25 protein-coding genes and 1 riboswitch are annotated in these 24,561 nt (G+C 38.2%); of the genes, 22 read left to right on the top strand and 3 right to left on the bottom strand.

Annotation, left to right across the window (positions count from 1 at the left end; translation table 11 throughout):
• Positions 1-188 precede the first annotated feature (188 nt).
• The 11 genes from PQ479_RS04265 (at position 189) to PQ479_RS04215 (ending at position 12,339) form a co-directional block, all read left to right on the top strand.
• A complete protein-coding gene (locus PQ479_RS04265; RefSeq protein WP_273716780.1) occupies positions 189-866 on the top strand; it encodes a DUF4912 domain-containing protein in 678 nt (225 codons plus the stop codon).
• Positions 867-879: 13 nt separating this feature from the next.
• On the top strand, positions 880-3,657 hold the full coding sequence (locus PQ479_RS04260) for a 1,4-alpha-glucan branching protein domain-containing protein (protein ID WP_047988870.1): 2,778 nt from the start codon (positions 880-882) through the stop codon (positions 3,655-3,657).
• 15 nt (positions 3,658-3,672) lie between these two features.
• A complete protein-coding gene (locus PQ479_RS04255; RefSeq protein WP_083991242.1) occupies positions 3,673-4,830 on the top strand; it encodes a nucleotidyltransferase family protein in 1,158 nt (385 codons plus the stop codon).
• Between the two features lie 177 nt (positions 4,831-5,007).
• A complete protein-coding gene (gene rpmG / locus PQ479_RS04250; RefSeq protein WP_003323811.1) occupies positions 5,008-5,157 on the top strand; it encodes a 50S ribosomal protein L33 in 150 nt (49 codons plus the stop codon).
• A gap of 161 nt (positions 5,158-5,318) precedes the next feature.
• Complete coding sequence (locus PQ479_RS04245) at positions 5,319-5,879, top strand: 5-formyltetrahydrofolate cyclo-ligase (protein ID WP_053070402.1); 561 nt, start codon at positions 5,319-5,321, stop codon at positions 5,877-5,879.
• Positions 5,876-6,655 carry a DUF92 domain-containing protein gene (locus PQ479_RS04240; RefSeq protein ID WP_053070403.1) on the top strand — a complete coding sequence of 260 codons (780 nt, stop codon included), beginning with the start codon at positions 5,876-5,878 and terminating at the stop codon, positions 6,653-6,655. The genes PQ479_RS04245 and PQ479_RS04240 overlap by 4 nt, the downstream gene beginning before the upstream one ends.
• 28 nt (positions 6,656-6,683) lie before the next feature.
• Positions 6,684-7,703, top strand: a complete 1,020-nt coding sequence (locus tag PQ479_RS04235) for a ThiF family adenylyltransferase (RefSeq protein ID WP_047988872.1) — start codon at positions 6,684-6,686, stop codon at positions 7,701-7,703.
• Positions 7,704-8,259: 556 nt separating this feature from the next.
• A complete protein-coding gene (gene nhaC / locus PQ479_RS04230) occupies positions 8,260-9,645 on the top strand; it encodes a Na+/H+ antiporter NhaC (protein WP_047988873.1) in 1,386 nt (461 codons plus the stop codon).
• A 66-nt stretch (positions 9,646-9,711) separates the two neighbouring features.
• Positions 9,712-9,918 carry a hypothetical protein gene (locus tag PQ479_RS04225; protein WP_047988874.1) on the top strand — a complete coding sequence of 69 codons (207 nt, stop codon included), beginning with the start codon at positions 9,712-9,714 and terminating at the stop codon, positions 9,916-9,918.
• 150 nt (positions 9,919-10,068) lie between these two features.
• On the top strand, positions 10,069-10,794 hold the full coding sequence (locus PQ479_RS04220) for an HAD family hydrolase (protein WP_053070404.1): 726 nt from the start codon (positions 10,069-10,071) through the stop codon (positions 10,792-10,794).
• Between the two features lie 6 nt (positions 10,795-10,800).
• Positions 10,801-12,339, top strand: a complete 1,539-nt coding sequence (locus tag PQ479_RS04215) for a rhomboid family intramembrane serine protease (protein ID WP_053070405.1) — start codon at positions 10,801-10,803, stop codon at positions 12,337-12,339.
• 46 nt (positions 12,340-12,385) lie between these two features.
• Here PQ479_RS04215 and PQ479_RS04210 read toward each other — a convergent pair whose 3' ends face one another.
• Entirely contained in the window at positions 12,386-13,261 is an 876-nt protein-coding gene (locus PQ479_RS04210) for a hypothetical protein (RefSeq protein ID WP_053070406.1), read from the bottom strand.
• Between the two features lie 109 nt (positions 13,262-13,370).
• Between PQ479_RS04210 and PQ479_RS04205 the strand changes: the two genes are divergently transcribed.
• Entirely contained in the window at positions 13,371-14,819 is a 1,449-nt protein-coding gene (locus tag PQ479_RS04205; RefSeq protein WP_273716779.1) for a spore germination protein, read from the top strand.
• On the opposite strand, the gene PQ479_RS04200 is transcribed toward PQ479_RS04205, so the two are convergent.
• Both PQ479_RS04200 and PQ479_RS04195 read right to left on the bottom strand, forming a co-directional pair.
• On the bottom strand, positions 14,816-14,971 hold the full coding sequence (locus tag PQ479_RS04200) for a hypothetical protein (protein WP_273716777.1): 156 nt from the start codon (positions 14,969-14,971) through the stop codon (positions 14,816-14,818). The genes PQ479_RS04205 and PQ479_RS04200 overlap by 4 nt on opposite strands.
• A 549-nt stretch (positions 14,972-15,520) precedes the next feature.
• On the bottom strand, positions 15,521-15,913 hold the full coding sequence (locus tag PQ479_RS04195) for a YueI family protein (protein WP_047988877.1): 393 nt from the start codon (positions 15,911-15,913) through the stop codon (positions 15,521-15,523).
• A 154-nt stretch (positions 15,914-16,067) separates the two neighbouring features.
• Here PQ479_RS04195 and PQ479_RS04190 point away from each other — a divergent pair, with 154 nt between their 5' ends.
• The 10 genes from PQ479_RS04190 (at position 16,068) to PQ479_RS04145 (ending at position 24,426) form a co-directional block, all read left to right on the top strand.
• Positions 16,068-16,577, top strand: coding sequence for a hypothetical protein (locus PQ479_RS04190; RefSeq protein ID WP_047988878.1), 510 nt, complete (start codon positions 16,068-16,070; stop codon positions 16,575-16,577).
• An 83-nt stretch (positions 16,578-16,660) separates the two neighbouring features.
• Positions 16,661-16,861: a YqgQ family protein gene (locus PQ479_RS04185; protein ID WP_047988879.1), complete on the top strand. Its 201-nt coding sequence runs from the start codon at positions 16,661-16,663 to the stop codon at positions 16,859-16,861.
• A gap of 19 nt (positions 16,862-16,880) precedes the next feature.
• Positions 16,881-17,870: an ROK family glucokinase gene (locus PQ479_RS04180; RefSeq protein WP_047988880.1), complete on the top strand. Its 990-nt coding sequence runs from the start codon at positions 16,881-16,883 to the stop codon at positions 17,868-17,870.
• Positions 17,871-17,948: 78 nt separating this feature from the next.
• A complete protein-coding gene (gene aspA / locus PQ479_RS04175) occupies positions 17,949-19,364 on the top strand; it encodes an aspartate ammonia-lyase (RefSeq protein WP_047988881.1) in 1,416 nt (471 codons plus the stop codon).
• Between the two features lie 458 nt (positions 19,365-19,822).
• Positions 19,823-20,161 (top strand): PadR family transcriptional regulator, encoded by a 339-nt coding sequence (locus tag PQ479_RS04170; protein ID WP_273716776.1) that lies wholly within the window; start codon positions 19,823-19,825, stop codon positions 20,159-20,161.
• Positions 20,148-21,317 (top strand): DUF2812 domain-containing protein, encoded by a 1,170-nt coding sequence (locus PQ479_RS04165; RefSeq protein WP_047988882.1) that lies wholly within the window; start codon positions 20,148-20,150, stop codon positions 21,315-21,317. The genes PQ479_RS04170 and PQ479_RS04165 overlap by 14 nt, the downstream gene beginning before the upstream one ends.
• Before the next feature lie 144 nt (positions 21,318-21,461).
• On the top strand, positions 21,462-22,568 hold the full coding sequence (locus PQ479_RS04160; RefSeq protein ID WP_047988883.1) for a YqgU-like beta propeller domain-containing protein: 1,107 nt from the start codon (positions 21,462-21,464) through the stop codon (positions 22,566-22,568).
• 61 nt (positions 22,569-22,629) lie between these two features.
• Positions 22,630-22,741, top strand: a riboswitch (TPP riboswitch).
• Between the two features lie 77 nt (positions 22,742-22,818).
• On the top strand, positions 22,819-23,463 hold the full coding sequence (thiE, locus tag PQ479_RS04155; protein WP_047988884.1) for a thiamine phosphate synthase: 645 nt from the start codon (positions 22,819-22,821) through the stop codon (positions 23,461-23,463).
• Complete coding sequence (gene thiS / locus PQ479_RS04150) at positions 23,447-23,644, top strand: sulfur carrier protein ThiS (RefSeq protein WP_047988885.1); 198 nt, start codon at positions 23,447-23,449, stop codon at positions 23,642-23,644. Before thiE ends, thiS begins: the two co-directional genes overlap by 17 nt.
• 2 nt (positions 23,645-23,646) lie before the next feature.
• Positions 23,647-24,426 carry a thiazole synthase gene (locus PQ479_RS04145; protein ID WP_047988886.1) on the top strand — a complete coding sequence of 260 codons (780 nt, stop codon included), beginning with the start codon at positions 23,647-23,649 and terminating at the stop codon, positions 24,424-24,426.
• Positions 24,427-24,561: the final 135 nt, after the last annotated feature.

Here is a 24,561-nt window from a genome sequence, read left to right as displayed (position 1 = left end):
CCATGTGTATATCTTTAATCAGTCAAGTCTACCCTCATATAACAAACTAGAGATTAACCTCCATGATACATAAACGTTTTAAAACCCTCAAGCAAGCAACAGAGACTTAGCCCAAAATAATCATCACATATCAGAGAAGTAAATGTAATTGGTTATAGATAGCATTATACTTTTATTCTTTTAAGGAGGTGAAAAAATTGATCGATCAAATCGTAGATTTACGAGCAAAGGGATACTCATTTAAACGAATTGCTGAGCACTTAAATACGACTGTTGGTAAAGTACAATATCGCTATCAAAAATATAAGGCTCAAGCAAACGCAGAAAACCAAGATTTAAAAAGTACGAAGTCGTTTAATGAGCAAGAGCAGTATGAAAGAAAAAGTGTCCACCATCCAGCTCTTCGTTATAATGTTGATTCTGTTCAATTATTACCGGTAGACCCATCTCGAATTCATTGCATGTGGGATATTCAAGAGTCAACGGAGAAGATGGCCGAACATTTATTTCGTAAGGAGTGGGCTGACTTTGACAAGAGTCTCGTTGTATATGATGTTACAGCCATTCATTTTGATGGACATAATGCTCATCAGTCCCAGTGCATTTCATTACCTGAGATGACAAACAATTGGATGCTTACAAACTTAAAGCCCAATCGAACGTATATCGTTGATATCGGTATATGTAATGAGAATCATCAATTTTTCAGCCTCGTTCGTTCAAATCCAATTGATACACCACGTTATAAACAAGGTGAGGTAGGGTTACATCAACAAGCCGTAATGAAATGGCAAAAAGGAGAAAGTACGGAACCAGAATGGTTAGAGCATTTTAGTACTTATTCATATTATGAATCGTTGAAATAGGAGTTGAAATGAAATGAAGGAAGGATATTTTTCTCTTGTTCTCCATGCACATCTCCCGTATGTTCGTCACCAAGAAGAGAATCGCTTAGAAGAACGGTGGTTGTTTGAAGCTATTACGGAAACTTATATCCCTTTAATTTGGGCGATTGAGGAAGCAGAATTCGAAGAGTCGCTGACGATTTCTTTCACGCCACCATTAATGGAAATGCTCGCGGATCCTATGCTCCAGGAACGTTATGAACGTTATTTGAAGTTAACAGAAGACCTGTTAAGTAAAGAATCAGAAACTCAGCATGACGTCGAGGAAAAGAAGCTCATATCTTTTTATAAGAAGCGATACGAACGAATCAGGGGTACGTATGAATCTTGTGGACGTAATATTCTGAATAGATTTTACAAATTAAAAGAACGAAAACTCATAACACTAATGACATCTGCGGCAACACATGCATTTTTACCATATGTACAAACAGAACAAGCAATTCGTAGTCAAATTCGAGAAGGGATCGCTTGTTTTAAAAAGCATTTTGGGGAGTCGCCACTTGGGTTTTGGTTACCTGAATGTGCACTTGTACAAGGTATAGATCGAATTCTTGTCCAGGAGGGAATTCGTTATACATTTGTCGATGAGCATACATTGCTTGCGGCAGACCCTTATCCAGAAAAACAAAGTGGAGCACCTATCTATTCTCCACACGGTTTAATATTATTTCCGAGGCATTCTACGTTATCAGCTAAAGTATGGAGTTCCACTTCTGGATATCCTGGTGATGTTGATTATCGAGAATTTTATCGAGATATCGGACATGACCGTGAATGGACATATATTCGTAAATATATGCACCCCGAAGGTATACGTATAGATACGGGATTAAAGTATAAAAGAATTACTGGTCAAACAGATGATAAAGCAACTTATCAACGAGAATGGGCTGTAGGTAAGGTTCAAAGTCATGTTGAAGATTACCTCAATGAGATTGAAAATGAAGTCAATAAATATGGTGAACAATCGTATCCTCCATATCATATGGTTGCACCATTTGATGCAGAATTATTTGGACATTGGTGGTTTGAAGGTCCAGAATGGATTAGCGCTTTATTAACAAAAGCGAAGGGGAGAGTCTATTTTACTACACCGGAGGAATATATGCATCGCCATTATCGTGATTTTACGACTTCTCATATTAGTTTTTCTACGTGGGGAAGAGATGGATATGGTGACGTTTGGTTAAACGAACGTAATGCTTTTTTATATCGACATTATCATCAGATGGAGAGAGATTTAACCCAGACATTAGCTCAAATCTCAAGGCAAATAGATATAAACATAAGGGCACAAAAGCAAATGGTCCGGGAATGGATGCTAGCTGTTAGTAGTGATTGGGCATTTATTATGGATGGGCAAAGTGCTGCTCAATATGCCTATGAGCGCTTTAAAAGTCATTACCAAAGATTCTATTACATTAAAGAATTACTAGAAACTGAGCAATTAACAGAAGTGGAGATGAGCCAATTAGAGGCTGATTTCCCTTTCTTAAAAGATGTCGATGAGTCTCTTTTTTTAACCGATCATGATAACTATATTCAAACGAAAGACGCACCGCTAATTGCTAGAGATTCAAAGACGATTTTAATGTTAAGTTGGGAATTTCCGCCTATGATGGTCGGTGGTCTTGCACGTCATGTGTTTGATTTATCCAAAGCATTAGTGAAGAGCGGACACCATATTTATGTAATTACTTCTCATATAGAAGGGTACCCAAGTTACGAAGAAAATAAGGGTGTTCATGTTTTTCGTGTGAAAGGATTACAACCTAAGACGCATTCATTTTTTGACTGGGTAGGAAGTTTAAATATCGCGATGACTCAAATGGCCACTCAATTATCAAGACGTATTTCTTTTGATATCATACATGGTCATGATTGGTTAGTAAGTGTCGCCGGCAAAGCATTAAAGCAAATATTAAAGCGGCCATTATTAGTAACGATTCATGCCACTGAACACGGACGAAACCATGGAATCCATAACGAATTACAATTTGAGATTAACCAAAAAGAATGGGAATTAATGTATGAGGCAGACCGCATCATTGTATGCAGCCAATATATGAAACATGAACTCCAAACGGTTTTCTCCATTCCAGAAGATAAACTAGCCATGATCCCTAATGGTGTCGAAATTACACAAGTGAAACAACATGCAAACAATATGGTCAATAAGGATCAGAGATTTACGATTTTTTCAGTAGGTCGAGTAGTGAAGGAGAAAGGTTTTGAGACGCTCATTTATGTTGCCGAAAGATTAAGAGGACGTGGGATGGATGTTCGTTTTGTCATTGCTGGTAAAGGGCCTATGTTAAATCAGTATCGTGAGCTTGTGCATGCACGTGGGATGGGTGGCGTCGTCGAGTTTATTGGCTTTATTTCAGATGATGAAAGAAATGCCTGGTTAACCGAGTCTGACGTCGTTGTTTTTCCAAGCCTTTACGAACCGTTTGGCATTGTAGCATTAGAAGGCATGGCGGCAGAAAAGCCTACGATTGTTTCTGATACGGGAGGTTTAGCCGATATTATTAAACACGGCGTCAACGGTCTGAAGATGATACCAGGACATGTTGATAGTTTAGTTGATCAGATATTGACTCTTTACTATCACCCTATTAAGCGTGCTGAGTTGGCACGTGCAGGATATTTAGATGTTCAAACGAACTACCAATGGGAAAAAATTGCTTCTCAAACGATGCTTGAAATCAATCAGTGTTTGTCTAAACAGATTAAGGTTCTACATTAAAAAGGAGGCGGTATTGTGAAAGGTGTCATTATGGCTGGAGGAAAAGGAACAAGATTAAGACCATTAACATGTAATCGTCCAAAACCGATGGTTCCACTCGTCCAAAAACCTGTTATGCAATATAGTATCGAGTGGTTACGTGAACATGGGATTACCGACATAGCCGTAACCGTTCAGTATTTGCCAGATGTCATTAAGAACTATTTTGGAGATGGTTCAAAGTTTGGCGTGAGCTTAACCTATTTTGAAGAAACGACACCTTTAGGGACCGCAGGAAGTGTAAAACAAGCAGAAGACTTTTTAGATGAACCATTTGTTGTAGTAAGTGGAGATGCTTTAACCGATCTTAATCTATATGAGGGAATTTCCTTTCATTATCAGAGAGGGAGTTTAGTTACGATATTTATGAAGCATGTGGATGACCCGACTGAATTTGGTGTCATCACGACAGATGAACAAAAGAAAATCGTGCGCTTTTATGAAAAGCCAAGCTGGGATCAGGTGTTTAGTCATACGGTGAATACGGGGATTTATGTAATGGATCCAAAAGTATTCGGCTATATTGAGGCTGAGAAAATGGTTGATTTTAGTAAAGAAGTATTTCCGAGGCTATTAGAAGAGAATGTCGGATTGTTTGGTTTTCAAGCTGATGGATACTGGTCAGATATTGGCAATATTCAACAGTATCGTCAAGCCCAATTTGATCTATTAGATGGGAAAGTAGTAGCTTCATTAGCAGGTGACGAATTTGCTCCGAACATTTGGATGGATGGGCATGCGATTATTGAAGACGGAGCGGAGATTACAGGGCCCGTTTCGATCGGGGCAGGCGTTCGTATTAGGAAAGGAGCAAAAATAGGTCCCTACTCAATTATTGGTTCCCAGTCTTTGATAGATAAGTATGCGACGCTCCAACAGTCGGTATTGTGGGAGCAAACATCTATTGGTGAAGCTAGTGAATTAAAAGGGTTAACAGTTTGTGACCACGTAAAGATAGCACCATACGTTCAAGCCAATGAACAAGCGATTATTGGTTCAAACACGACTATCCTTGAGCATGTCCATATCCAAGCAAAGGTGAAGATTTGGCCATCGAAGAAAGTGTTGGCCAACCAAATTATATCTGAGTCCGTGCTTCGGAGTAAAGGAGATATTGTGAAAACACCGTCTTAAATGAGTCTGAAAGATTCAGATTTATTAAAAAACATCGAGGCTAAAGAGGTAGAGAAGAAATAAGTCATCATTTTTTTACGAATAGTTATAAGCTGTAAAGAAAAAATACTTGATCGTCTTAATCAGTTTTGCTAATATAGAAAAGTATGAAGTAAGCACAGTTTGGAGGGATAACAGATGCGTGTACAAGTCACTCTTGCTTGCACTGAGACAGGCGATCGTAATTATATTACAACTAAAAATAAACGTACGAATCCTGAGCGTATTGAATTAAAGAAATACAGCCCAAGATTAAAACGTCATACGCTTCACCGTGAAACAAAATAAGCAGTTGGTTTCCAGCCTGCTTATTTTATTTCGATAAGAGAGTTGGTATGGATGCCCCCATGTTATAATAACGTGGGGGCATTTTCAATAGAAATCAACGGATGAATTTTATTATTCTAGGACAAGTTTCATGATAATATGTTGGAAATGGGAGGTTGATGATGAATAAAATAACGATGCGTGAAGAGGTTAAGGAGAAAAGGTTGGCTTTATACTCAGAGTTGTATCATCAATATTCACATCAAATTCAAGAGCTTTTTTTTTCTATTGAAGCTTTTAAGGAAGCGAGAACAATTGCTTTAACCGTCTCTATACAAAATGAAGTTGATACATATGAGCTAATCAAGAAATGCTGGGAGCTAGGTAAAGTCGTTGTTTTGCCAAGAAGTGATTTTAAGACGAAACGGTTAACTTTTTTTCAAGTACAAACTTTTGAGCAATTAGAAGAAACAAAATGGGGCTTAAAAGAACCAAAAAATGAAGACAAATGGAAGGTATCAAAAGAACAAATTGACTTGGTCGTTGTGCCTGGATTGGCATTTAATCGATTAGGGGCACGACTAGGCTATGGAGGCGGCTTTTATGATCGGTTTTTAGAAAATGAGAACTTCGTAAAAGTCGCATTAGCTTTTTCATTTCAAGTGTTAACATCGATTCCCACTGAGGAGCATGATCAAATGGTGGATATTGTTATTACTGAAAAAGAAGTGATTTATACATGATCCTTGAATCGATCGGTGTCTTTTTTTTAGCAGCTCTTTCCTATTGGCTGAGAAAGCTTAGCCTGTCTGGTGCTCTTTGTGCCATTTTAGTTGGTGTATCAATCGCTTATGGTACTGGTTTGCCTGGTTTGCTTTTACTGGCAGGCTTTTTCATCAGTTCCGTCGTATGGAGCATGTTATTAAAGAGTAAAAAAGAAAACGATATTGATTTAAAAGATGGAGCGAGAGATGGTTCGCAAGTTTTAGCGAATGGCGGTGTTGCCGCTATTTTAGCTGTTTTATCAGGAGTTACTGGTGAGAAGTTATTCTTTTTGGGATTTGTTGTGGCTTTAGCTGCTGCAACCTCAGATACATGGGCTTCTGAGCTCGGTCGTTTAAGCCGAGGAAAACCAATAGATGTTATCCGTTTCCAACGGGTTAAAACCGGGACTTCAGGGGCAGTATCTTTACTTGGAACGATAGCTGCCTTAATGGGGAGCTTTTTCATTGTTGGTTTAGCTTATGTCATAGAGGGAGCAACATATTCTTTATCCTTATTTTTGGGGATGGTGTTAGCTGGCTTTATCGGGAATTTAGTAGACACGTATGTTGGAGCTACAGTGCAAGTGAAATACCGTTGTCAAGATTGTCAAACCGTTACAGAGAAAATAGAGCACTGTGGAAATGTAACAATCAAAGATCGTGGATATCGCATATTTAATAATGAGTCGGTGAATCTGTTGTGTACAGTCGTAGCTCCGCTGTTCTTCTTTGCGCTTTATGGCATCTTTCGTTAAACTAGTTGAGTAAGGAAGGGGAGTATGGATGAAAGAGTTATATGAACGTTATTCTAGACAAATGTTATTTCCTGGAATTGGAGAGCGAGGGCAGGAAAAACTATTACAAGCTCGTGTGTTAATTGTTGGTGTCGGAGCACTAGGTACGGTTTTAGCTAATCACTTAGTTCGTTCTGGTGTCGGCTTTGTGCGAATCGTTGATCGTGATTATGTCGAAAAAAGTAATTTGCAACGACAAATGCTTTTTGATGAAGAGGATGTCGCAAAAGCTACACCGAAAGCGATTGCTGCCAAATATAAATTAGAAAAGATAAATTCAGATGTTGATATAGAAGCGATCGTTGAAGATGTTAATGTGACAAATATTGAATCATTAACAGAAGATATCGATCTCGTCTTTGATGGAACAGATAATTTCTCGACTAGATTTTTAATCAATGATTGTTGTTTCAAAAAAGGAATTCCCTTCGCCTATGGAGGGGCAGTAAGCTCGCGTGGGATGTCAGCCCTCTTTATTCCAAGCATGACACCTTGCCTACGCTGTTTTATTCAACCAGGAGAGGGCAACGGTCAGACGTGTGATACTATTGGAGTCATTAGTCCAGTTGTTGATATTGTTGCTTCCTACCAGGTGGTGGAAGGCTTGAAATATTTAGTTGGTGCTTCTGATAAGCTTAGACCAACGCTCAAAACATTTGACCTTTGGAATAATCATCAATACGAAATGAAATTGTCGCAAAAAAAATCGACGTGCCCAGTTTGCCAGGACGGAGAGTTCCCTGCATTACATACAGAGAATGAGCAATTAGTGACGACTTTATGTGGGCGGGAGACGGTCCAAATCAAACGTCCACATCCGATGATTTTAAAGGATTGGGTCATGCGTTTATCCTCTGTCGCCAAAGTAAAAGAGACACCGTTCTTATTACAAGTTGCTTTGGATGAAGGGGAAAGGTTGGTTATTTTCCCAGATGGCCGTGTACTTGTTCAAGGCACAGAAGATTTGAATCGTGCGAAGAGTTTATATAGTAAATACATTGGAGATTAGCTGTTGCGGCTAGTCTTTTTTGTATGAAAGTTAAGGCTAATACTCAAATGCGGAGCTCTAATTATCGCTACCGAAAATCATGCTCCTTGACAATCGCGTGTCGCTGAGCTAATTGGCTAAGCCGCTGGAACTCAGCTCTGCCACTATGTCCCACGGGAGCCTCCGCATGTTTTCGTTCACTAGGTTACAGTAATTCTTTAGTTCAAAAAAACAATCCAACACTATTCTTTTAAAATGAAAAAGAATAAAATCAAAGTGATTTTGAGGATTCTCATATTTTGCTGTAACCCCGCCTCTTTTTAGGAAGGAGCTCGAAAGCGCTGTCCTACTAAGGTCCTTGAACGCGAGATGGATGACGAGCTAACTTCACGGCACAAACTATTGCCCATAAGTAGCTTTCATACAAAATTAATAATTACGACTATTTGAAAATGAATTGACGCATATAGATATGTCCGTTATGATAATTTTTATTACTTCGAGTGCTTTAATGCAAAAAAGCACAAAAGCATAAAAGTGATAAAGCGGATCTGATCATGTGAGGGGAGAATAAGGAATGAGTAGAAGGCAGATACCAATAATACAACTACTATTTTTCATCATGTTACTTTTAGGTATTATGATGTATAGTATGTTTGTTTTACAAGTGGAACCGCATTTTCCACTATTAATTAGTTTGCTTGTGTTGTTATTAATTGGCCTAATAAATAAATTTTCTTGGAATGAGCTTGAAGAGGGGATGGTAGATGGCATTAAATTAGCGATTAAACCTTTATTAATATTAGCGATAGTTGGTATGTTAATTGCTGTCTGGATGATGAGTGGGACGATCCCGACTTTAATCTATTACGGCTTACATGTCATATCGCCACAATGGTTTGCGCTAAGTGCGTTATTTATTTGTATAATTGTCTCTACCTTTACGGGGAGTTCTTTTACGACTATTGGCACAATTGGTATTGCGATGTTTGGAATTGGAACGGCATTAGGTATTCACCCTGCTTTAGTTGCGGGTGCTGTTATTTCAGGGGCCTGCTTTGGAGATAAAATGTCACCATTATCTGATACGACAAACTTTGCAAGTGGAATTTCAGGGGTGGATATATTTGAACATATTAAGCATCTCAGTTGGACGATGATCCCAGCATTAATGATATCGATCGTGTTTTTTATCATTATCGGTTCAAATGTGGAGCCAAGTACTATGGCGGACATTAACATTTTAATCGATAGCCTTGAGCAATCCTTTACGATTAGTTTTTGGACGTTATTGTCACCTGCCTTTGTAATTATATTTGCGATTAGAAGAAAACCAACTTTGCTAGCTTTACTTGTAGGATTAATAACAGGTTTACTTGTTGCTATAACGATTCAAGGTGTATATGAGCCAAAATTGTGGATGGAGACATTGCAGCATGGATTTCATGCTCCTATTACAAACGATACGATTGCAACGATTGTGAATCGTGGCGGACTTCAGTCAATGATGTGGGCAATATCTTTAATTATGATTGCTTTAGCATTCGGTGGCGTCGTGCAAAAATTGGGTGTGCTTGAAACGTTAATTGAGTCGGCTCTTAAACGCCTAAAAAGGACTGGTGATTTGATTGCTGCAACTGCTGCAACTTCAATTGCTGTCAATACTCTTACAGGTGAACAATACTTGAGTATCTTAATACCTGGGCAAATGTTTCCGAAGCTCTATGAAAAGCAGCAAATACATGTGAAGAATTTATCTAGAACGATTGAGGATGCCGGTACATTAGTGAACCCACTTATTCCATGGGGAGTAAGTGGAGCATTCTTCACAAGTGTTCTTGGAGTATCTGTTATCGAATATATCCCGTATGCGATCTTTCTGTTTATATCACCAATTTTAACGGTCGTTTTTGGCTATTTAGGTTGGGGGATAGCAAAGAGTGAAAATAGAAGTGCGGATTAAGTTTTTGAATTTGACGTATAAAAAATAACCTTACTCAAAAACTATGCCCTATAAGGAGGGGATAGGATGGAACGTTCTGTTATTTCTTTTTTCATTAGTATGGTTGCTATTTATGTAGGTTATAAAAATCGTTATCGAATCATCAATTTAATTTTGAAAAGGCGTTGGCTAAGAAGAATAGCCGTTGCGTGGGTAATGCAAATGCCATTTTTTCGTGAAAAGATGGTCGCCTCTATTTTTTCTACACCTTCCAAGAGTATGGAACGCGTGTAAGAGCACTGACTCAACAATCTGTTTAATAGATTGTTGAGTCTTTTTTTTGAAATGAACAATGATTTTAAGCGCGTGATAGTCATCTACTCTGTTGATGATTTTATGATTGCTAAGCACCTGTTATAATAGAAAGGAGAGGAGCTGAGGAGCATGCTTGTTAGTTTCGATATAGATGATACATTATATAATTTTAAGGATACATTTCAACAAGCTATGGATGTTGCTTTTCAACAACTGGTGAAGAAGGAAGGTCGGAACGTAACTTTTTCAACTTGGTTTAAGGTATTTCAAGACTGCAATCAAAGGCTATGGCCAAGGTTTGAAGCGAAGGAAATGGACATACATACATTTAGAGAATTAAGATTTACTGAAACGATGAAAAAGCTAGGGTATGAGGTGAAAATAGGGGAAGGACAGCTGTTTCATGACGTATATGTACAAGCTTTTTATCAGGTAATAAAGCCGTTTCCTAGTGTGAAAAAGCTCTTATCACAGCTACATGCAAAAAACGTGGAGCTGGCTATTATTTCAAACGGTCCTAGTGATACACAATACGAAAAGCTACGTTGTCTAGGGCTACAGAATTATTTTTTAAAAGAAAAGATATTTATCTCAGAAGAGGTAGCCAGTGCAAAGCCAGAACAAGCTATCTTTCTACAATGTGCCAATCAACGCTCAGGCGAGATACATACGAAAAAATACCATATTGGAGATTCATGGTCTCATGATGTTATGGGTGCTGTAAGAGCTGGCTGGACGGCGGTTTATTTTAATTGGAAAAACGAGCAGGGAGATCGTAGTATGGTTGCTAATGAGCGTGTTATTGAAGTGCAAGAATTGAATAGTTTAAGTAAATGGTTTAGAAAGAAAGGTTGATGTTGTTTGGAAGCAATTAGACATGATTATCTTTTCTGGAAGGTGATTCATGAGCTTGTCATGGAGAGGAATTACGTTCCCATCTATCATCGTGATGATGAAATTTGGTTGGAGGATGACTCGATAAAGCCTGTAAAACTCTTAAGACTGGTACGTAAGGATTCAGATTGGACGAATCGATTTAGAGAGAATGCTAGCGCAGCGGCTCAAAATTTGGATTTCATTCGAAAGCAACGAAGAATAAAAGAGCTACAAGTTGAGAATATCTACTTTTGTCTTAGACCACCTGTTGATGATTGGAGTAAGCTTGAGCATCCAATAGCCGTGGGTAAGTCAACAATGGTGAGAAATCACTTCGTCTTTCTAGAAAATAGTGAAGGTCAGCTTGAACTATCAGAGAAATTAGAACAAATGCAGATGTGGAAGCAGCCGTTGCATGTAGACAAGAGTTTGGAGCCCATACAGCTTGATGCAAAAATGGTCGCCTACAAGTATGAAGTAAGGCTGCTTGCCCAAAAAATAGCAAAGGCTGAAAAAGATTCTTTTTCCTATGGGAAACCAATATTCACGTATATCATACTTGCTATCAATATTTTAGCCTTTTTACTTATTGAATATTATGGTGAGAGTGAATCGCTATTGACGTTAATTGAAGTAGGGGCAAAATATACACCACTGCTACTTGATGGTGAGTGGTGGCGTTTAGTGACGACGATGTTTATTCACATTGGATTTCTTCATCTAATGATGAACAGCTTGGCTCTTTATTTTCTTGGCACACTTGTTGAGCGTATGTATGGTTCATTACGTTTTTTTGGGATATATGTTGTTGCGGGTATTACGGGATCAATCGTGAGCATGTGGACTAATTTATCCATTGGTGCAGGAGCTTCAGGAGCCATTTTTGGTTTATTTGGTGCTCTTCTTTACTTCGGCTTAAAAAACAAAAGACTCTTTTTGAGAACGATGGGTATGAATGTATTTGTCGTCTTAGCGATTAACTTGGTATTTGGCTTCGTAGCCCCTTTCGTAGACAATGGTGCTCATATTGGCGGATTAATTGGTGGCTTTGTTGCAGCAGCAGCTAGTCAATTACCAAAAGAAAAAAGAAGTATGAAGCAGCTTGTATCTGTTGCCATAATCCTATTAGCTTTTGTCGCTCATTTCCTATTCATTGAAGCGTATTTAGATCGATCCGAATTAGATTTATTAGAAACTCAAATCGCTTATTTGTATATAGAAGAGGAAGATTATGAGAAAGCATTCCCACACTTAGAAAGGCCTTATTTGAATGGCTCAGAACTTGGTGAAGTGTATTTTTATTTAGGTTATTTAAAAGCGAATGATGAAAAATATGAAGAGGCGAGGGAATTGTTTGAGCAGGCAGTTGAGCGAAATCCACAATTACATCCTGCTTATTTTAATCTATCGCTTTTAGCAGAGCAACGAGGCGAAATAGAACTCGCTATTAGGTATGTGAAACAAGCGATTGACCTAGAAGCAGAGCCCTCCTATCAAGAAAGGCTCGAGTATTTAGAGAATTGATGTTTAGTTAAGGGCCTATTTAAGTTTCTCCTTAATACGTAGTAGTTCAAAATGTTTGTTTTAAAACAATTGGCTCTCCTGATTTGGTTTTGAATACAACAAATAGCTCCCCTTGGCTGATATCCTTTGGAAAAAGAATAGTTGGCATTGTGCTGCCTTGTGCAGAAATAACCTGTCCATTGTTGAGACGAATGCCGTGCACATATTCTCTATATAACCCTTCCCACAAACCACCCATGATTGCGGTGGTTTTTTCTTTGCTGAGTTGCGGGATGGAAGCTAATGTGGATTCTAAATCAGTAACAGATGAAGTTACATAATCTTCTTGATTTAATTGAAACGTTTTTAGGAGCTGGGTCAGTTCATATTCTTGTTTTTGGTTCACAATATAATCTATCGTTCTTTTGTTTTCTTTCTCCGCTAAAGATTGTGGTTCTTTAAAGCTATGCACTTTTTCTAAAGGTGAATCAATGACATATAACCAATCATTGGTTAATGCTTGTGCACTTTTAATATCTTCGTTTTGATGATGAATTTCAGCATAATGGAAGGTTATTGCTTCATAAAGCCCACTTTCGTTCCCCACTATATTTTTACTCTGAAGAAGGGCATCTGTATTCTCTTTCCAATTCGATAAAATCTCGATTAGATAACCGTCTTTGTAAAGCAGTGATACATCCTGACGTAGATAGGCTTCTTGATCGAGCATGGATTTTGATAACCAAGCGAGTTCGTACCCTTTTTCATTTGTCGCACTTTTGAGCTCTAGTTGAGTCAGTGCTTCAATAAATGAACGGTCTGGATCGGGCGGGAAAAAGGTGAGCGTTTCTTTAGTGCTTGTTTGATAGAAATAAAAATAAAGAAAAATGCTCATGCTAATGATAAGAAATATAACGAGAGGAATAGGAGCTATTCGTTTCATGATGACCTCCAATTCTGGCTTTATTGCCACATATATATGTGGGCTTGTCTAACTATATACCGGTAGAAGTAAATTAGAGCCGATTGTTATTGATGCGGGGGTGTGTGAAATGAAAAGAAAAATAACTGCTAGTTATCAAGAAAATCTTGAATATCTAAAAAAAGAGTTAGGTACAGACGAAAGCATGGACATGATCTGTTTGGAGATGGAGCATGCCGATCTTAGAATGGCCTTTTTTGTTGTCGATGGTTTTGCCAAGGATACCGCTCTAACAGAAATACAAGAAATGCTGGCCCGAACAACGGAAAAAGAATTACGTGATGACCCGTTACGAGCTCTTACACAAAGTAGGATTCCATACATTGAGATAGATACAGAAAAAGATTTAGATGAAGTGGTCGATCAAGTTCTATCTGGACCAACAGCTTTACTCGTAGAAGGGATAACCGAAGTGATTATCATTGATACGAGAGAATATCCAGTTCGTGGACCAGAAGAACCAGATACAGAGCAAGTTATTCGTGGTTCAAAAGATGGTTTTGTTGAAACCTTAGTTATGAACGCTGCTCTTATTAGAAGGCGAGTTCGTGATCGGACCTTTCGGGTTGAGTATGTACAAGTAGGTCGACGGTCTAAAACGGATATTACCCTTTGTTATATTGGTGATATTGCAGACAATAAAATGATTGAAGAAATGAAAGCGTCGATTCAAAAAATTGATACAGATGGTTTGCCGATGGCAGATAAAACAATTGAAGAATTTGTTTTTGGTCATCATTATCAGCCATATCCACTCGTCCGTTATACGGAAAGGCCAGATGTTGCGGCGACCCAATTATTTGAAGGACATGTGGTTATTTTAGTAGATGGCTCTCCGAGTGCAATGGTAGCACCGACGACTTTTTGGCATCATTTACAACATGCTGAGGAGTATCGGCAAAAGCCAATCATTGGTGCTGGTCTTAGGCTTGTTCGTTTTGTGGCAGTTTGGGCTTCTATTTTTTTAATGCCTCTATGGTTTTTATTAGCAGAGCATCAACAATTTGTGCCTGAGGTTATTTCATTTGTGGGTTCAGAAGAGGAAGGTACGGTGCCATTGTTTGCTCAATTTTTAGCGGCAGAAGTAGGAATTGAGATGCTGAGGATGGCGTCTATTCATACGCCCAATGCTTTAGCAACCGCTCTTGGTCTTGTCGCAGCTCTTTTAATTGGTGAGGTTGCCATCGAAGTGGGATTATTTTCCCCTGAAGTGGTTTTATATTTAGCCGTCGCAGTTGTAGGATCTTTTGCAACTCCAAGTTATGAATTAAGCTTAGCAAACCGCTCGATCCGAGTTGCTTTATTAGTTCTGACCGCTTTCTTTGGCTTGGGAGGCTTCTTAGTAGGTACGACTTTATGGATTTTCATGCTAGTTCGTATTGAGAAGTTCGATACACCTTATTTTTGGCCGCTTATTCCATTTAACATGCGTGCACTACGAGATGTTATTTTGAGAGCTCCAATGCCATTAAAGAATCGTAGGCCAACAGCTATCCATCCTAAAGATCCAGACCGCTAACGCCGAATCGCGGGGTTGCGAGCTGAAAAAGAGGTAGAAAGCCCGAGCAAACGCCGAATCGCGGGGTTGCGAGCTGAAAAAGAGGTAGAAAGCTCAAGCAAACGCCGAATCGCGAGGTTGCGAGCTGAAAAAGAGGTAGAAAGCCCGAGCAAACGTGTTGGCCCGTTTACAACTCGATCACCATCAGGAGTCGGTCTGAATAATCAGGGAGCACTGTCCTACTAAGGTCATTGATCGCGAGATGGATGACGAGCTAACTTCGCGGCACAAACTATCGGCCATAAGTAACTTTCATATAAAGCCCACATGGCGGAGCCAAAAACAGCTCCGCCACCAACAAGAATGAAAGTGGCGATAAGCCCTTTACAACTCAGTTCTTGGTACAATTCGGTTTTGATCTTTCTCAATTTAAATGAATGATCTTGGATTGTTGTTTGAACTTGAGAATTTCCAGTAACCCAGCGGACGAAAATATGCGGAGACTCCCGCGGGACGTAGTGGTAGAGCTGAGATCCAGCGGCGTAGCCGATTAGCTCAGTGCCACCCCGCAGGACGCAGAGCAGAATTTTCGGTAGCGATGAGTAGAACTCCGCATACTAGCATTAGGTAACTTTCATATAAAAAGCTTGGCTGCATGCCAAGCTTTTTCCTAATCCTTAAACTAATGTCCGCCTAGTTAATGTGCCGTAACTGTCTTTCCGTCATTCTCCCATATCGTACTCATATAATTCATCTTCAATAAATATATTATCTAGGTCAATAGCGCGCCTTTCTGTTGCTAAAACAAGACCAAAAGGAGTCTCATGTTGAGGGTTCGTGATGGTGAAACGCACCCCCTTAGAATTGGCAGCTTGTACATACTTGGCATAGTCGGAATAGGACAAGTTTCCGTTAATAAACAACTGAACATCTTGTTCCTTATCCATTTTATCGATAACCTCACGATAGATAGCTGAAGTCCTAACTTGTGATAAAGTCAAAGCATAAAAGATTCTTTCCGCAATCGTTGTCAAAAATAAGTTTCTTTCCTCGATTTTCACTTGTGGCGTTCCTCTTAGTGCATAGTCCATCTTCTCTTGAATTTTATGGTTCATTTGTATGCCCCCTAAATTCTAATTGTGCATTTTCTTGTCCTTTTTTTACTTATTCCCACATATCATAACATAAGAAACCAAAAAACATGTGTCTGTCTCGTGAAACTAGTCTCAACACACAGCTAAGATAAACATCACAAGGAGATGATAAACGATGGTGGCCTTCACAGTCCTATTTTTCGTGTTTGTTGTAGGTGTTACAATCGGTGGTTTATTGGCAGTTGGAAAAAATCCACCTTCCTTATTTTTATTTGGATTAATCGCTTTTGCTTTTTTAATAGTAGGATTTATTGGTATGGTCGTTGGCTTGTTGTTTCCATCTTTTTTAATAGGATTTTGGTTTGCTGAGTTTATTATATGCATTTTTGCCTTTCTATTTATATGGGCAGCCGTAAAAACATTTCACCCAAATCTTGGATTTATGTTTGGTCAAAAAATGGGCTTAAATATATTGTTATGCTTATTCTTCTTTATGGGATTCGAATGGGGAATTTTTGATTTAAGAGCGTTTTTCACTTTGTTTGCAAGTATTATTTTTACACTCTCATTATTTATTGGCATTTTTGTACAATGGCAAGTCAAGCAAAAGTTTTGGCATTTCCCTTATGTCGTTTATGCACCCTGTGTATGGCTATTTGTCTTCACCATCATTAAACTGTTTTAATCATCAAATTAATAAGATGAATTAAGATAGAAACCTTTTCGTCCATCCACTTGCCTGTTATAATAGCGATGAGGTGAGCTTTGTTGAAAACGTTTTACGATTTATTACAGTTATTAAAAAAGTTTGGGATTTTTATTTATACAAGAGATAGAAAAATGGACCTCCAGCTCATGGAAAAAGAAGTGCACGAATTACATAGTTGGGGTATGATTGATACGTTAACTTTTCAACAAGCTATACTAATATTACGTAAAGAGTTAAGTTTACTCAATGAAAAGAAATGATAAAAGGTGGATTGGTTAAATGACTAATTCTTGGCTTGTCGGAGCAGATATCGGCGGAACAACAATTAAACTCGCCTTTATTACATTAGAGGGCGAAATCGTAACGAAATGGGAAATACCAACAAACACAGAAGAAAGCGGAATACTTATTCCGAATGAAATTGCAAAAGCTATACAAGAAAAATTAAAAAAGTTAAATGAAACGAATGAGAAATTAATGGCAATTGGTGTAGGAGCACCAGGATTTATTGAAATGGATGCAGGTTTTATTTATGAATCCGTTAACATCGGTTGGAAGGATTTTGCCCTTAAAGATCAGTTAGAGAAAGTGACAGGTCTTCCTGTAACGATAGATAATGATGCCAATGTAGCTGCATTAGGCGAAATGTGGAAAGGGGCAGGTGATGGTGCCTCTGATTTGTTATGTGTGACACTCGGAACCGGTGTTGGTGGAGGCATTATTAGTAATGGCCAAATTGTGCATGGAATTAATGGAATGGCCGGTGAAATTGGCCATATTACAGCTGTTGCGGAAAATGGTGCCCCTTGTAATTGCGGGAAAACAGGTTGTATTGAAACAATTGCTTCTGCAACAGGAATTAAACGTATTGCAGAAACAGGTTTACTTTACCACCCTGAAAGTCGTCTCCAAGCAACATTAATTAAGGAAGGATCTATTAGCTCAAAGGATGTATTTGAAGCGGCAGAAGCTGGAGATGAGTATGCTCAACAAGTGGTTGAAAAAGTAAGTTTTCATTTAGGACTAGTGATTGCTAATTTAACGAGTTCTTTAAACCCTAAAAAGATTGTCATTGGTGGAGGTGTTTCCAAAGCAGGTGAAACGTTACTTTTACCATTAAAAGAACAATTCAGACGTTTTGCGATTGGGAGAATTGCAACATCAACGGAATTTGAAGTTGCCACTTTAGGGAATGATGCTGGTGTAATTGGTGCTGCGTGGATTGCGAAGATAAGTGCACCATCTAATTTTACCCAACATACGGTATAATAAATACGGACAATCTATAATTATTATTTTAAAATAGCAAAGTAAAGAAATTGACCCTGGTGAAGGAGAATAAATCGAATGACTGAATATCGAATTGAACGAGATTTACTTGGAGAAAAGCAAGTTCCAAAGGAAGCCTATTATGGAATCCAAACGATGCGTGCGAGGGAAAATTTTCCGATTACTGGATACCCGCCACATGAGGAACTTATTAAGGCTTTTGGTTATGTAAAAAAAGCTGCTGCGATGGCTAATCGTGATGTAGGTGTCTTACAAAAGAAAATAGCCGCTGCCATCATTAAAGCAGCAGATGATGTAATCGCTGGAAAGCTTTCCGAGCATTTTATCGTAGATTCAATTCAAGGGGGAGCAGGTACTTCGTTTAATATGAATGCAAATGAAGTCATTGCTAACCGAGCGATTGAAGAATTGGGCGGAGCTAAAGGGGAATATGTGCGGGTAAGCCCTAATACGCATGTAAACATGGCCCAATCAACCAATGATGCATTCCCTACTGCTATTCATATTGCTTGTTTAAATTTATCAAAAGGACTTATTGAAACATTAAAGGCTTTAATAGATGCCGTTAAATTAAAAGAAGAAGAATTTGATGATGTGCTTAAAATGGGAAGAACCCATCTACAGGATGCTGTGCCTATTCGTTTAGGACAAGAATTCGGGGCTTATCGTCGCGTATTAACACGTGATTTAAAACGGATTGAGCGTTCAGTAAATCATTTATTTGAAATTAACATGGGAGCAACTGCGGTTGGTACTGGATTAAATGCGAAGCCAGAGTATATTGAAAAGGTATCAAAGTATTTAGCTGAAATTACTGGGTACCCTTTAAAAACAGCTGAAGATTTAGTCGATGCTACCCAAAATACAGACGCCTATACGGAGCTTTCAAGTGCATTAAAAATTACTGCGATTAACTTATCAAAGATCGCGAATGATTTACGTTTAATGAGCTCTGGTCCACGTACAGGACTAAACGAAATTAATCTACCAGCCAGACAGCCAGGATCATCAATAATGCCTGGTAAGGTTAATCCTGTTATGTGTGAGGTCATCAACCAGATCTCATTCCAAGTGATCGGTAATGATCATACGATAAGCTTAGCTTCAGAAGCAGGGCAACTTGAATTGAATGTTATGGAGCCTGTGTTAGTCTTTAATTTACTCCAGTCATTCTCAATCTTACAAAACGGGATGGATGTTTTCCGGAAATATGCTATCGAAGGAATTACAGCAAACATTGAGCATTGTCGTGAAATGGTTGAAAAGAGTGTCGGAATCATTACGGCTATTAACCCGCATGTTGGTTATGAGGTAGCCTCAAGAGTAGCGAAAGAAGCCATTGAAACGAATCGTTCGGTCCGTGAGATTTGCTTAGAACGTGGCATCCTTTCAGAAGAAGAACTTAATGAAATTTTAGATCCAAAAGAAATGACAAACCCTGGCATTGCAGGTGCCCGTTTTATATATGGATAATATCATATAAAAAGCCCATTCTTGAAGCTATAAAAAGCCTATAGGATGGGCTTTTTTATTTGCGTACTAAAATAGAATGAGAACCAGGTGTGAATCGGAATTCGAATCGTTAGATAAAGAACTGTAATCCAATTAGTGTGTTCACCGTTGGAGTGAAATTAGTGAATAAACAGCTTTATCGACAACAGGTGGGTGAGTGGAATGAAAAGGAATGGTAAACAAAAGAGTTTAACCTCACCATAAAATGCTATCTTTCTCTCTATCGTCTGTCAGGTCATTTCAATTTTCAAAATAAGGACAAATACAATAACGAAGAAGTCAACTTTTGTGAGAACAGCACAACTTTCATACAAAAGTTTCTAAACAGGGCTTGTAGATATATGTCACGTTGTGATATAGTCACAGTATGACATAGTCGCGTTTTGACATAGATTGCTATATAGAGAGCAGGTGACTTTTTGAGCGAAAAGATAATAAAAAAATATTTACCAATGACAGAGACCGCTTTTTATATTTTGTTTTCATTAGATACACCGAAGCATGGTTACGGGATAATCAAACATGTAGAAATACTTACATCACAAAGGATTAAGCTCGGATCAGGCACCGTATATGGAACCTTAACAAAAATGGAAAAAGACCAACTCATCATAGGCTTCTCTGACGGAGATAGGAAAACGGTGTACGAAATAACCGAACTAGGTATAACCGTCCTTCAAGCAGAAATGACAAGAATTGATGAGCTATATCAGAATGTCATCCAAAAGAGAGGAGCGTTTCAACATGAAAGTATGTAAACCTTTTTGGAGTTACGATCCGATAAAGACAGAAATATGGTTAAGCGAACAAGCAAAAAATGATTTTCAATTAGTAAGAATAAACCGCTGGCTTCGAATTTTCTACTTTAAGAAAAGTTCAAAGCAACAAAGAATAGAATTTCATATTAATTATCAAAAAGAAGCCAAATTGCCTCGGACCTTACATGATCGAGGATGGGCGTTAACGCTTCAGGAAGGTAAATGGACGATATATCAAAATCAAACAGATAACGAATCGCAGCTAAGGCCGTCTAGAGAAGGTATATTAAAAAAGAATCGACTGTTAAAGCGAGGGTATATGATATACCTTGGTTATCTTGCATTTGTATTAATGTTCATGATGACAATTCTAGGCACTTCTTGGTTTGTAACCGGAGAGCTTGGTGAAATGACTCGAGTAGAGAGCCCGTTATGGGCACTTACTTATACGTTGCAAGCTGCAGGGATTATTTTAATGGTCATAAGTATTTACTCTGTCATAAAAATTAAGAATGTTGAGAATCGTATTTATGGACAGCAGGAACTAGAACTAGTAAAGCGTGAGGAAAACAATAATCATGATAATTCTCAAGATTTTATAACGATAACAAGGTGGAAGTTTGGATGGCAATATGCTCCGGATAAGCTCGTAGATTGGTTAGAAGAAAAGGGGGAAAATGGTTATCGCCTTTTCCATATAAACAAGTTAGGGACTAAATTCACATTTAATAAGACGTCCAGTAAACGAACAAGTTATGCTGTCGATTTCCAAGGAAGAGCTACAAGTCATTATGAAACGATCCATCATGATGCAGGCTGGGTGAAAGTATTTGCTACAAAAGGTCGAGCGCAAAAGTGGACGATATGGTCAAAAGAATATGAGGTAGATGAGGAAGTTCCACAATTTTATAGTGAATATTTGGAACTTGTAAACCAAGCTAAAAGTGTATTGAAAAATTACACATTATGGTTTGTACCATTAATTATCATGTATCTTTATTTAATTGTACAAATGAGCTCAAGTATATCTACTAGTGATGCTTCGCCGTTACAAATCATTAATTTTTTTATTTTTATACTTGTTATCATTAGTTTCACTTCCATCATTATCAAGTGTTACAGCTATTATCGTCGCTTAAAAAGACGGATTTATTAAACATAGGCGGAACGACTTAATCAAACGATGGAACTACTGAATTATGTCGAAATAATCAATCAAAAGTCTTATGAATCCTTTCATTGTAACTTCTGCTAGTGCATGAGATAATAGGACATATGTATGAGAAAGAAGGGATGCAGATTGAAAATAGGTCTCGCTTTTCTTCTTTTGCTCCTATTATCTGGATGCTTTCGTGAACAAGTCCAACCTCAACCACATATAGATGGAGACTGGAAAGAGCAGATCTCCAAACCGCTTAACCAAAATCAAGCATTTATCCCTTATGAAACCATAAATCCTTATACACAGGTGATTGGCTGGATCGATGATACGTCTGTCATTTTATTTGAGGAAGATACCGATTTAACGAAAATAAGCCATTATGATATATTCTCCGGTGAAAAAACGGTGATATTTGAAAGCGAAAATATGATGTTAGATGTCCAATTGAGCCCTAACAGGGATATAATTGTCTTTCAAGAATTTCAGTCAAATAGTTATGATAACCATTTAATTTTCCTTGATATATATGGTCAGTTAACGATGAAATTAGAAAATTTTGGCGAGCAGTATCAAGTGCATTTTCATCCTGACAAAGAGGAACGAATCGTTATTGTTGTTTTTTTGCCAGACTGGGAATTTGAGACCTATTTATTAGATATCAGCCAGCAAGACATGCAAATGATTGATTTAACAGAGCTACATGTGGAATGGTTTGAGAATGGGGACTTAGCTTATTTGAAAACTAAAGAAGAAGGGGAGTTACCGATAGCTGATTTAATTCGCTTACAGGTAGAGGAGGAACAAGAAGATATTGTACAAGAACGACTACTGGCTTACCGTTACTTAAGTGATGGGTTCTATTTTGTGGTGAAGTCACATTCCATTGATGCTGAGAACAGCCAATGGACTATTTTTCAACAGGACGAACCATTAGTAACATTGGATGTACCTGTTTTGACGACTGGGACAAATGAATGGTGGATCCCATTTTATGATTTCGAACAGAAAAATAAGCAGCTTTTATGGTTTAAGCCTTTTTATAACGATAGCTTTTTTCATTATCAAAATGGCTTTGAATTATCACAAATGTCACTAAAAACCGGTCAGATCGATGTTTTGTTTGAATGGCCTGAAAATGTTCCTCTAGAAACTTCGCCAAACGGTACAATGCTTCTTTTAGGTCATCAGCTTGAACATATTTATTTCTTAGAAGAAGATGTATTAGTGGACGTTTTTAAAAAGTAGTTTGCTTGATTTTTACGTGAAATCTGTCATAATAAAAGTCAATAGTGATTTTAAATAAACATGAGAAAACTAGGGGTGCCTACAGGAAGTAGGCTGAGAAAAAGGTATGTTCCTTTTAACTCTTTTAACCTGATCTGGATGATACCAGCGTAGGGAAGTTGTTGCTTGTTTGTCTATGTAGAGTAGACCGCATTTCTTTCCTTATGGAAAGTATTGCGGTCTTATTTTAATTTTGTAGGAGTGTTAGATCATGAAACCATTTTATTTATATGCGATTACGGGCGATGAGTTCCATCAAGGTAGAGATTTGATAGAGGTGATGGAACAAGCGATACTTGGTGGTGTAGATATTATTCAATTGCGTGACAAAGAGAGCTCAAGAAAAGTCGTTTTTGAAAAAGCGAAACGATTACGAGAGCTTACAAAGAAATATGGGGTTACGTTTATCGTCAATGACTATATTGATGTTGCATTAGCGGTAGACGCTGATGGGGTTCATGTCGGACAAGATGATATGCCTTTATCCGAAGTACGACAATTAGTCGGTCATGATAAAATCATTGGTGTGTCTACTCATAAAGTAGAAGAAGCGATTGAAGCTGAAAAGGGTGGAGCTGATTATATTGGCGTTGGACCTATATTTCCAACGAATAGTAAAAAAGATGTCGTAGACCCTGTCACAACTTCGTATATTTCGGAAGTAAAGGCAGCAGTGAATATTCCATTTGTGGCCATTGGTGGTATTAAGTTACACAATGTTCGGCAAGTGTTGGAAGCTGGGGCCACTAGTGTATGTATGATTAGTGAAATTGTTGGTGCTAAAGACGTCCAAGCCACAGCGCAGAAATTTATCGGCATTTTAAAGCGAGGTGATACGGATGAAACTTTTAATTAATGGAGAGAAGCATGATTTAGAGGTTACTCAATTAGATGAAGTTGTTGCTTATTTTGAATTAGAAGCTCATTTAGTTGTGACTGAGTTAAATGGGGAAATTATTGAGCAAGAAAAGCGTAGTTCTGTACAACTCATACCAGAAAGTACGATTGAGCTTGTGCATTTTGTTGGAGGCGGATAATCATGAAAAAAAAACACCTAGAAATCGCGGGTCAAAAGTTAAACTCACGTTTTTTCCTTGGAACGGGAAGATACCCGAACCCCTTTGTCCAAAATGAAGCGATTCAGGCTTCAGAAGCTGAAGTTTTAACCTTTGCGATTCGTCGCGTTAATTTAGAGGCGCCAAGAGAAGATGCGATTTTACAACATCTTGAACCTAATCAATATCGTTATTTACCAAATACCTCAGGTGCTTCCAATGCGGAAGAAGCGGTAAGAATAGCGAGACTCGCTAAAGCTGCTGGAATTGGTAATTGGATAAAAGTAGAGATAAGTGCAAATGAAAAAACATTACTTCCTGATCCCATCGAAACATTAAGGGCAACAGAGATTTTAGTGAAAGAGGGTTTTGTAGTTTTACCATATACATCAGATGACCCGATTTTATGTAAAAAGCTTGAAGAGGCAGGGGCGAGTGCTGTTATGCCTGGAGCTGCGCCAATTGGTACGGGTTTAGGTGTTTTAAATCCTTATAATATCAGTTTAATTGTCGAAGAAAGTGAAGTTCCCATTATCGTTGACGCAGGTTTAGGTAGTGCGAAAGACATTGTAGAAGCGATGGAATTAGGTGTTGATGGTATCTTAATGAATACGCCAGTTGCTAAAGCGAAGGATCCAATCAAGATGGCTCAAGCGATGAAATTAGCGATTGAATCAGGACGCTTATCGTATGAAGCTGGAAGGATTCCAAAGAAAAAATATGCAAGTGCGAGCAGTGGTTTTGAACAATTTAAATTAAACTAAAAGCCCTTTACTAGTATTGAGGGAAGATTCTGAGAGAGGTAAAGAGGATTCGAAGAATTTGGCCGCTTGATTTAGAAGCAAACGGTGCGTGGAATTCTCATTTTAGCTCTTTACAAAAGTGTTAGGCATCTGAGG

It is taken from the genome of Alkalihalobacillus pseudalcaliphilus (assembly GCF_028610675.1).
In the GTDB taxonomy this organism is placed as follows: Bacteria; Bacillota; Bacilli; order Bacillales; family Bacillaceae_D; genus Alkalihalobacillus; species Alkalihalobacillus pseudalcaliphilus.
Note: the sequence above shows the minus strand (reverse complement) of the source record. Positions and strands in the feature narration are given on the sequence as shown.

What these genes read in the sequence shown, in the direction of transcription:
- PQ479_RS04260 (WP_047988870.1), top strand. Translation starts at nt 880, where the DNA reads ATGAAGGAAGGATATTTTTCTCTTGTTCTCCATGCACATCTCCCGTAT.
- rpmG (WP_003323811.1), top strand. Translation starts at nt 5,008, where the DNA reads ATGCGTGTACAAGTCACTCTTGCTTGCACTGAGACAGGCGATCGTAAT.
- PQ479_RS04245 (WP_053070402.1), top strand. Translation starts at nt 5,319, where the DNA reads ATGAATAAAATAACGATGCGTGAAGAGGTTAAGGAGAAAAGGTTGGCT.
- PQ479_RS04240 (WP_053070403.1), top strand. Translation starts at nt 5,876, where the DNA reads ATGATCCTTGAATCGATCGGTGTCTTTTTTTTAGCAGCTCTTTCCTAT.
- PQ479_RS04235 (WP_047988872.1), top strand. Translation starts at nt 6,684, where the DNA reads ATGAAAGAGTTATATGAACGTTATTCTAGACAAATGTTATTTCCTGGA.
- nhaC (WP_047988873.1), top strand. Translation starts at nt 8,260, where the DNA reads ATGAGTAGAAGGCAGATACCAATAATACAACTACTATTTTTCATCATG.
- PQ479_RS04225 (WP_047988874.1), top strand. Translation starts at nt 9,712, where the DNA reads ATGGAACGTTCTGTTATTTCTTTTTTCATTAGTATGGTTGCTATTTAT.
- PQ479_RS04220 (WP_053070404.1), top strand. Translation starts at nt 10,069, where the DNA reads ATGCTTGTTAGTTTCGATATAGATGATACATTATATAATTTTAAGGAT.
- PQ479_RS04210 (WP_053070406.1), bottom strand. Translation starts at nt 13,261, where the DNA reads ATGAAACGAATAGCTCCTATTCCTCTCGTTATATTTCTTATCATTAGC.
- PQ479_RS04205 (WP_273716779.1), top strand. Translation starts at nt 13,371, where the DNA reads ATGAAAAGAAAAATAACTGCTAGTTATCAAGAAAATCTTGAATATCTA.
- PQ479_RS04195 (WP_047988877.1), bottom strand. Translation starts at nt 15,913, where the DNA reads ATGAACCATAAAATTCAAGAGAAGATGGACTATGCACTAAGAGGAACG.
- PQ479_RS04190 (WP_047988878.1), top strand. Translation starts at nt 16,068, where the DNA reads ATGGTGGCCTTCACAGTCCTATTTTTCGTGTTTGTTGTAGGTGTTACA.
- PQ479_RS04180 (WP_047988880.1), top strand. Translation starts at nt 16,881, where the DNA reads ATGACTAATTCTTGGCTTGTCGGAGCAGATATCGGCGGAACAACAATT.
- aspA (WP_047988881.1), top strand. Translation starts at nt 17,949, where the DNA reads ATGACTGAATATCGAATTGAACGAGATTTACTTGGAGAAAAGCAAGTT.
- PQ479_RS04165 (WP_047988882.1), top strand. Translation starts at nt 20,148, where the DNA reads ATGAAAGTATGTAAACCTTTTTGGAGTTACGATCCGATAAAGACAGAA.
- thiE (WP_047988884.1), top strand. Translation starts at nt 22,819, where the DNA reads ATGAAACCATTTTATTTATATGCGATTACGGGCGATGAGTTCCATCAA.
- thiS (WP_047988885.1), top strand. Translation starts at nt 23,447, where the DNA reads ATGAAACTTTTAATTAATGGAGAGAAGCATGATTTAGAGGTTACTCAA.
- PQ479_RS04145 (WP_047988886.1), top strand. Translation starts at nt 23,647, where the DNA reads ATGAAAAAAAAACACCTAGAAATCGCGGGTCAAAAGTTAAACTCACGT.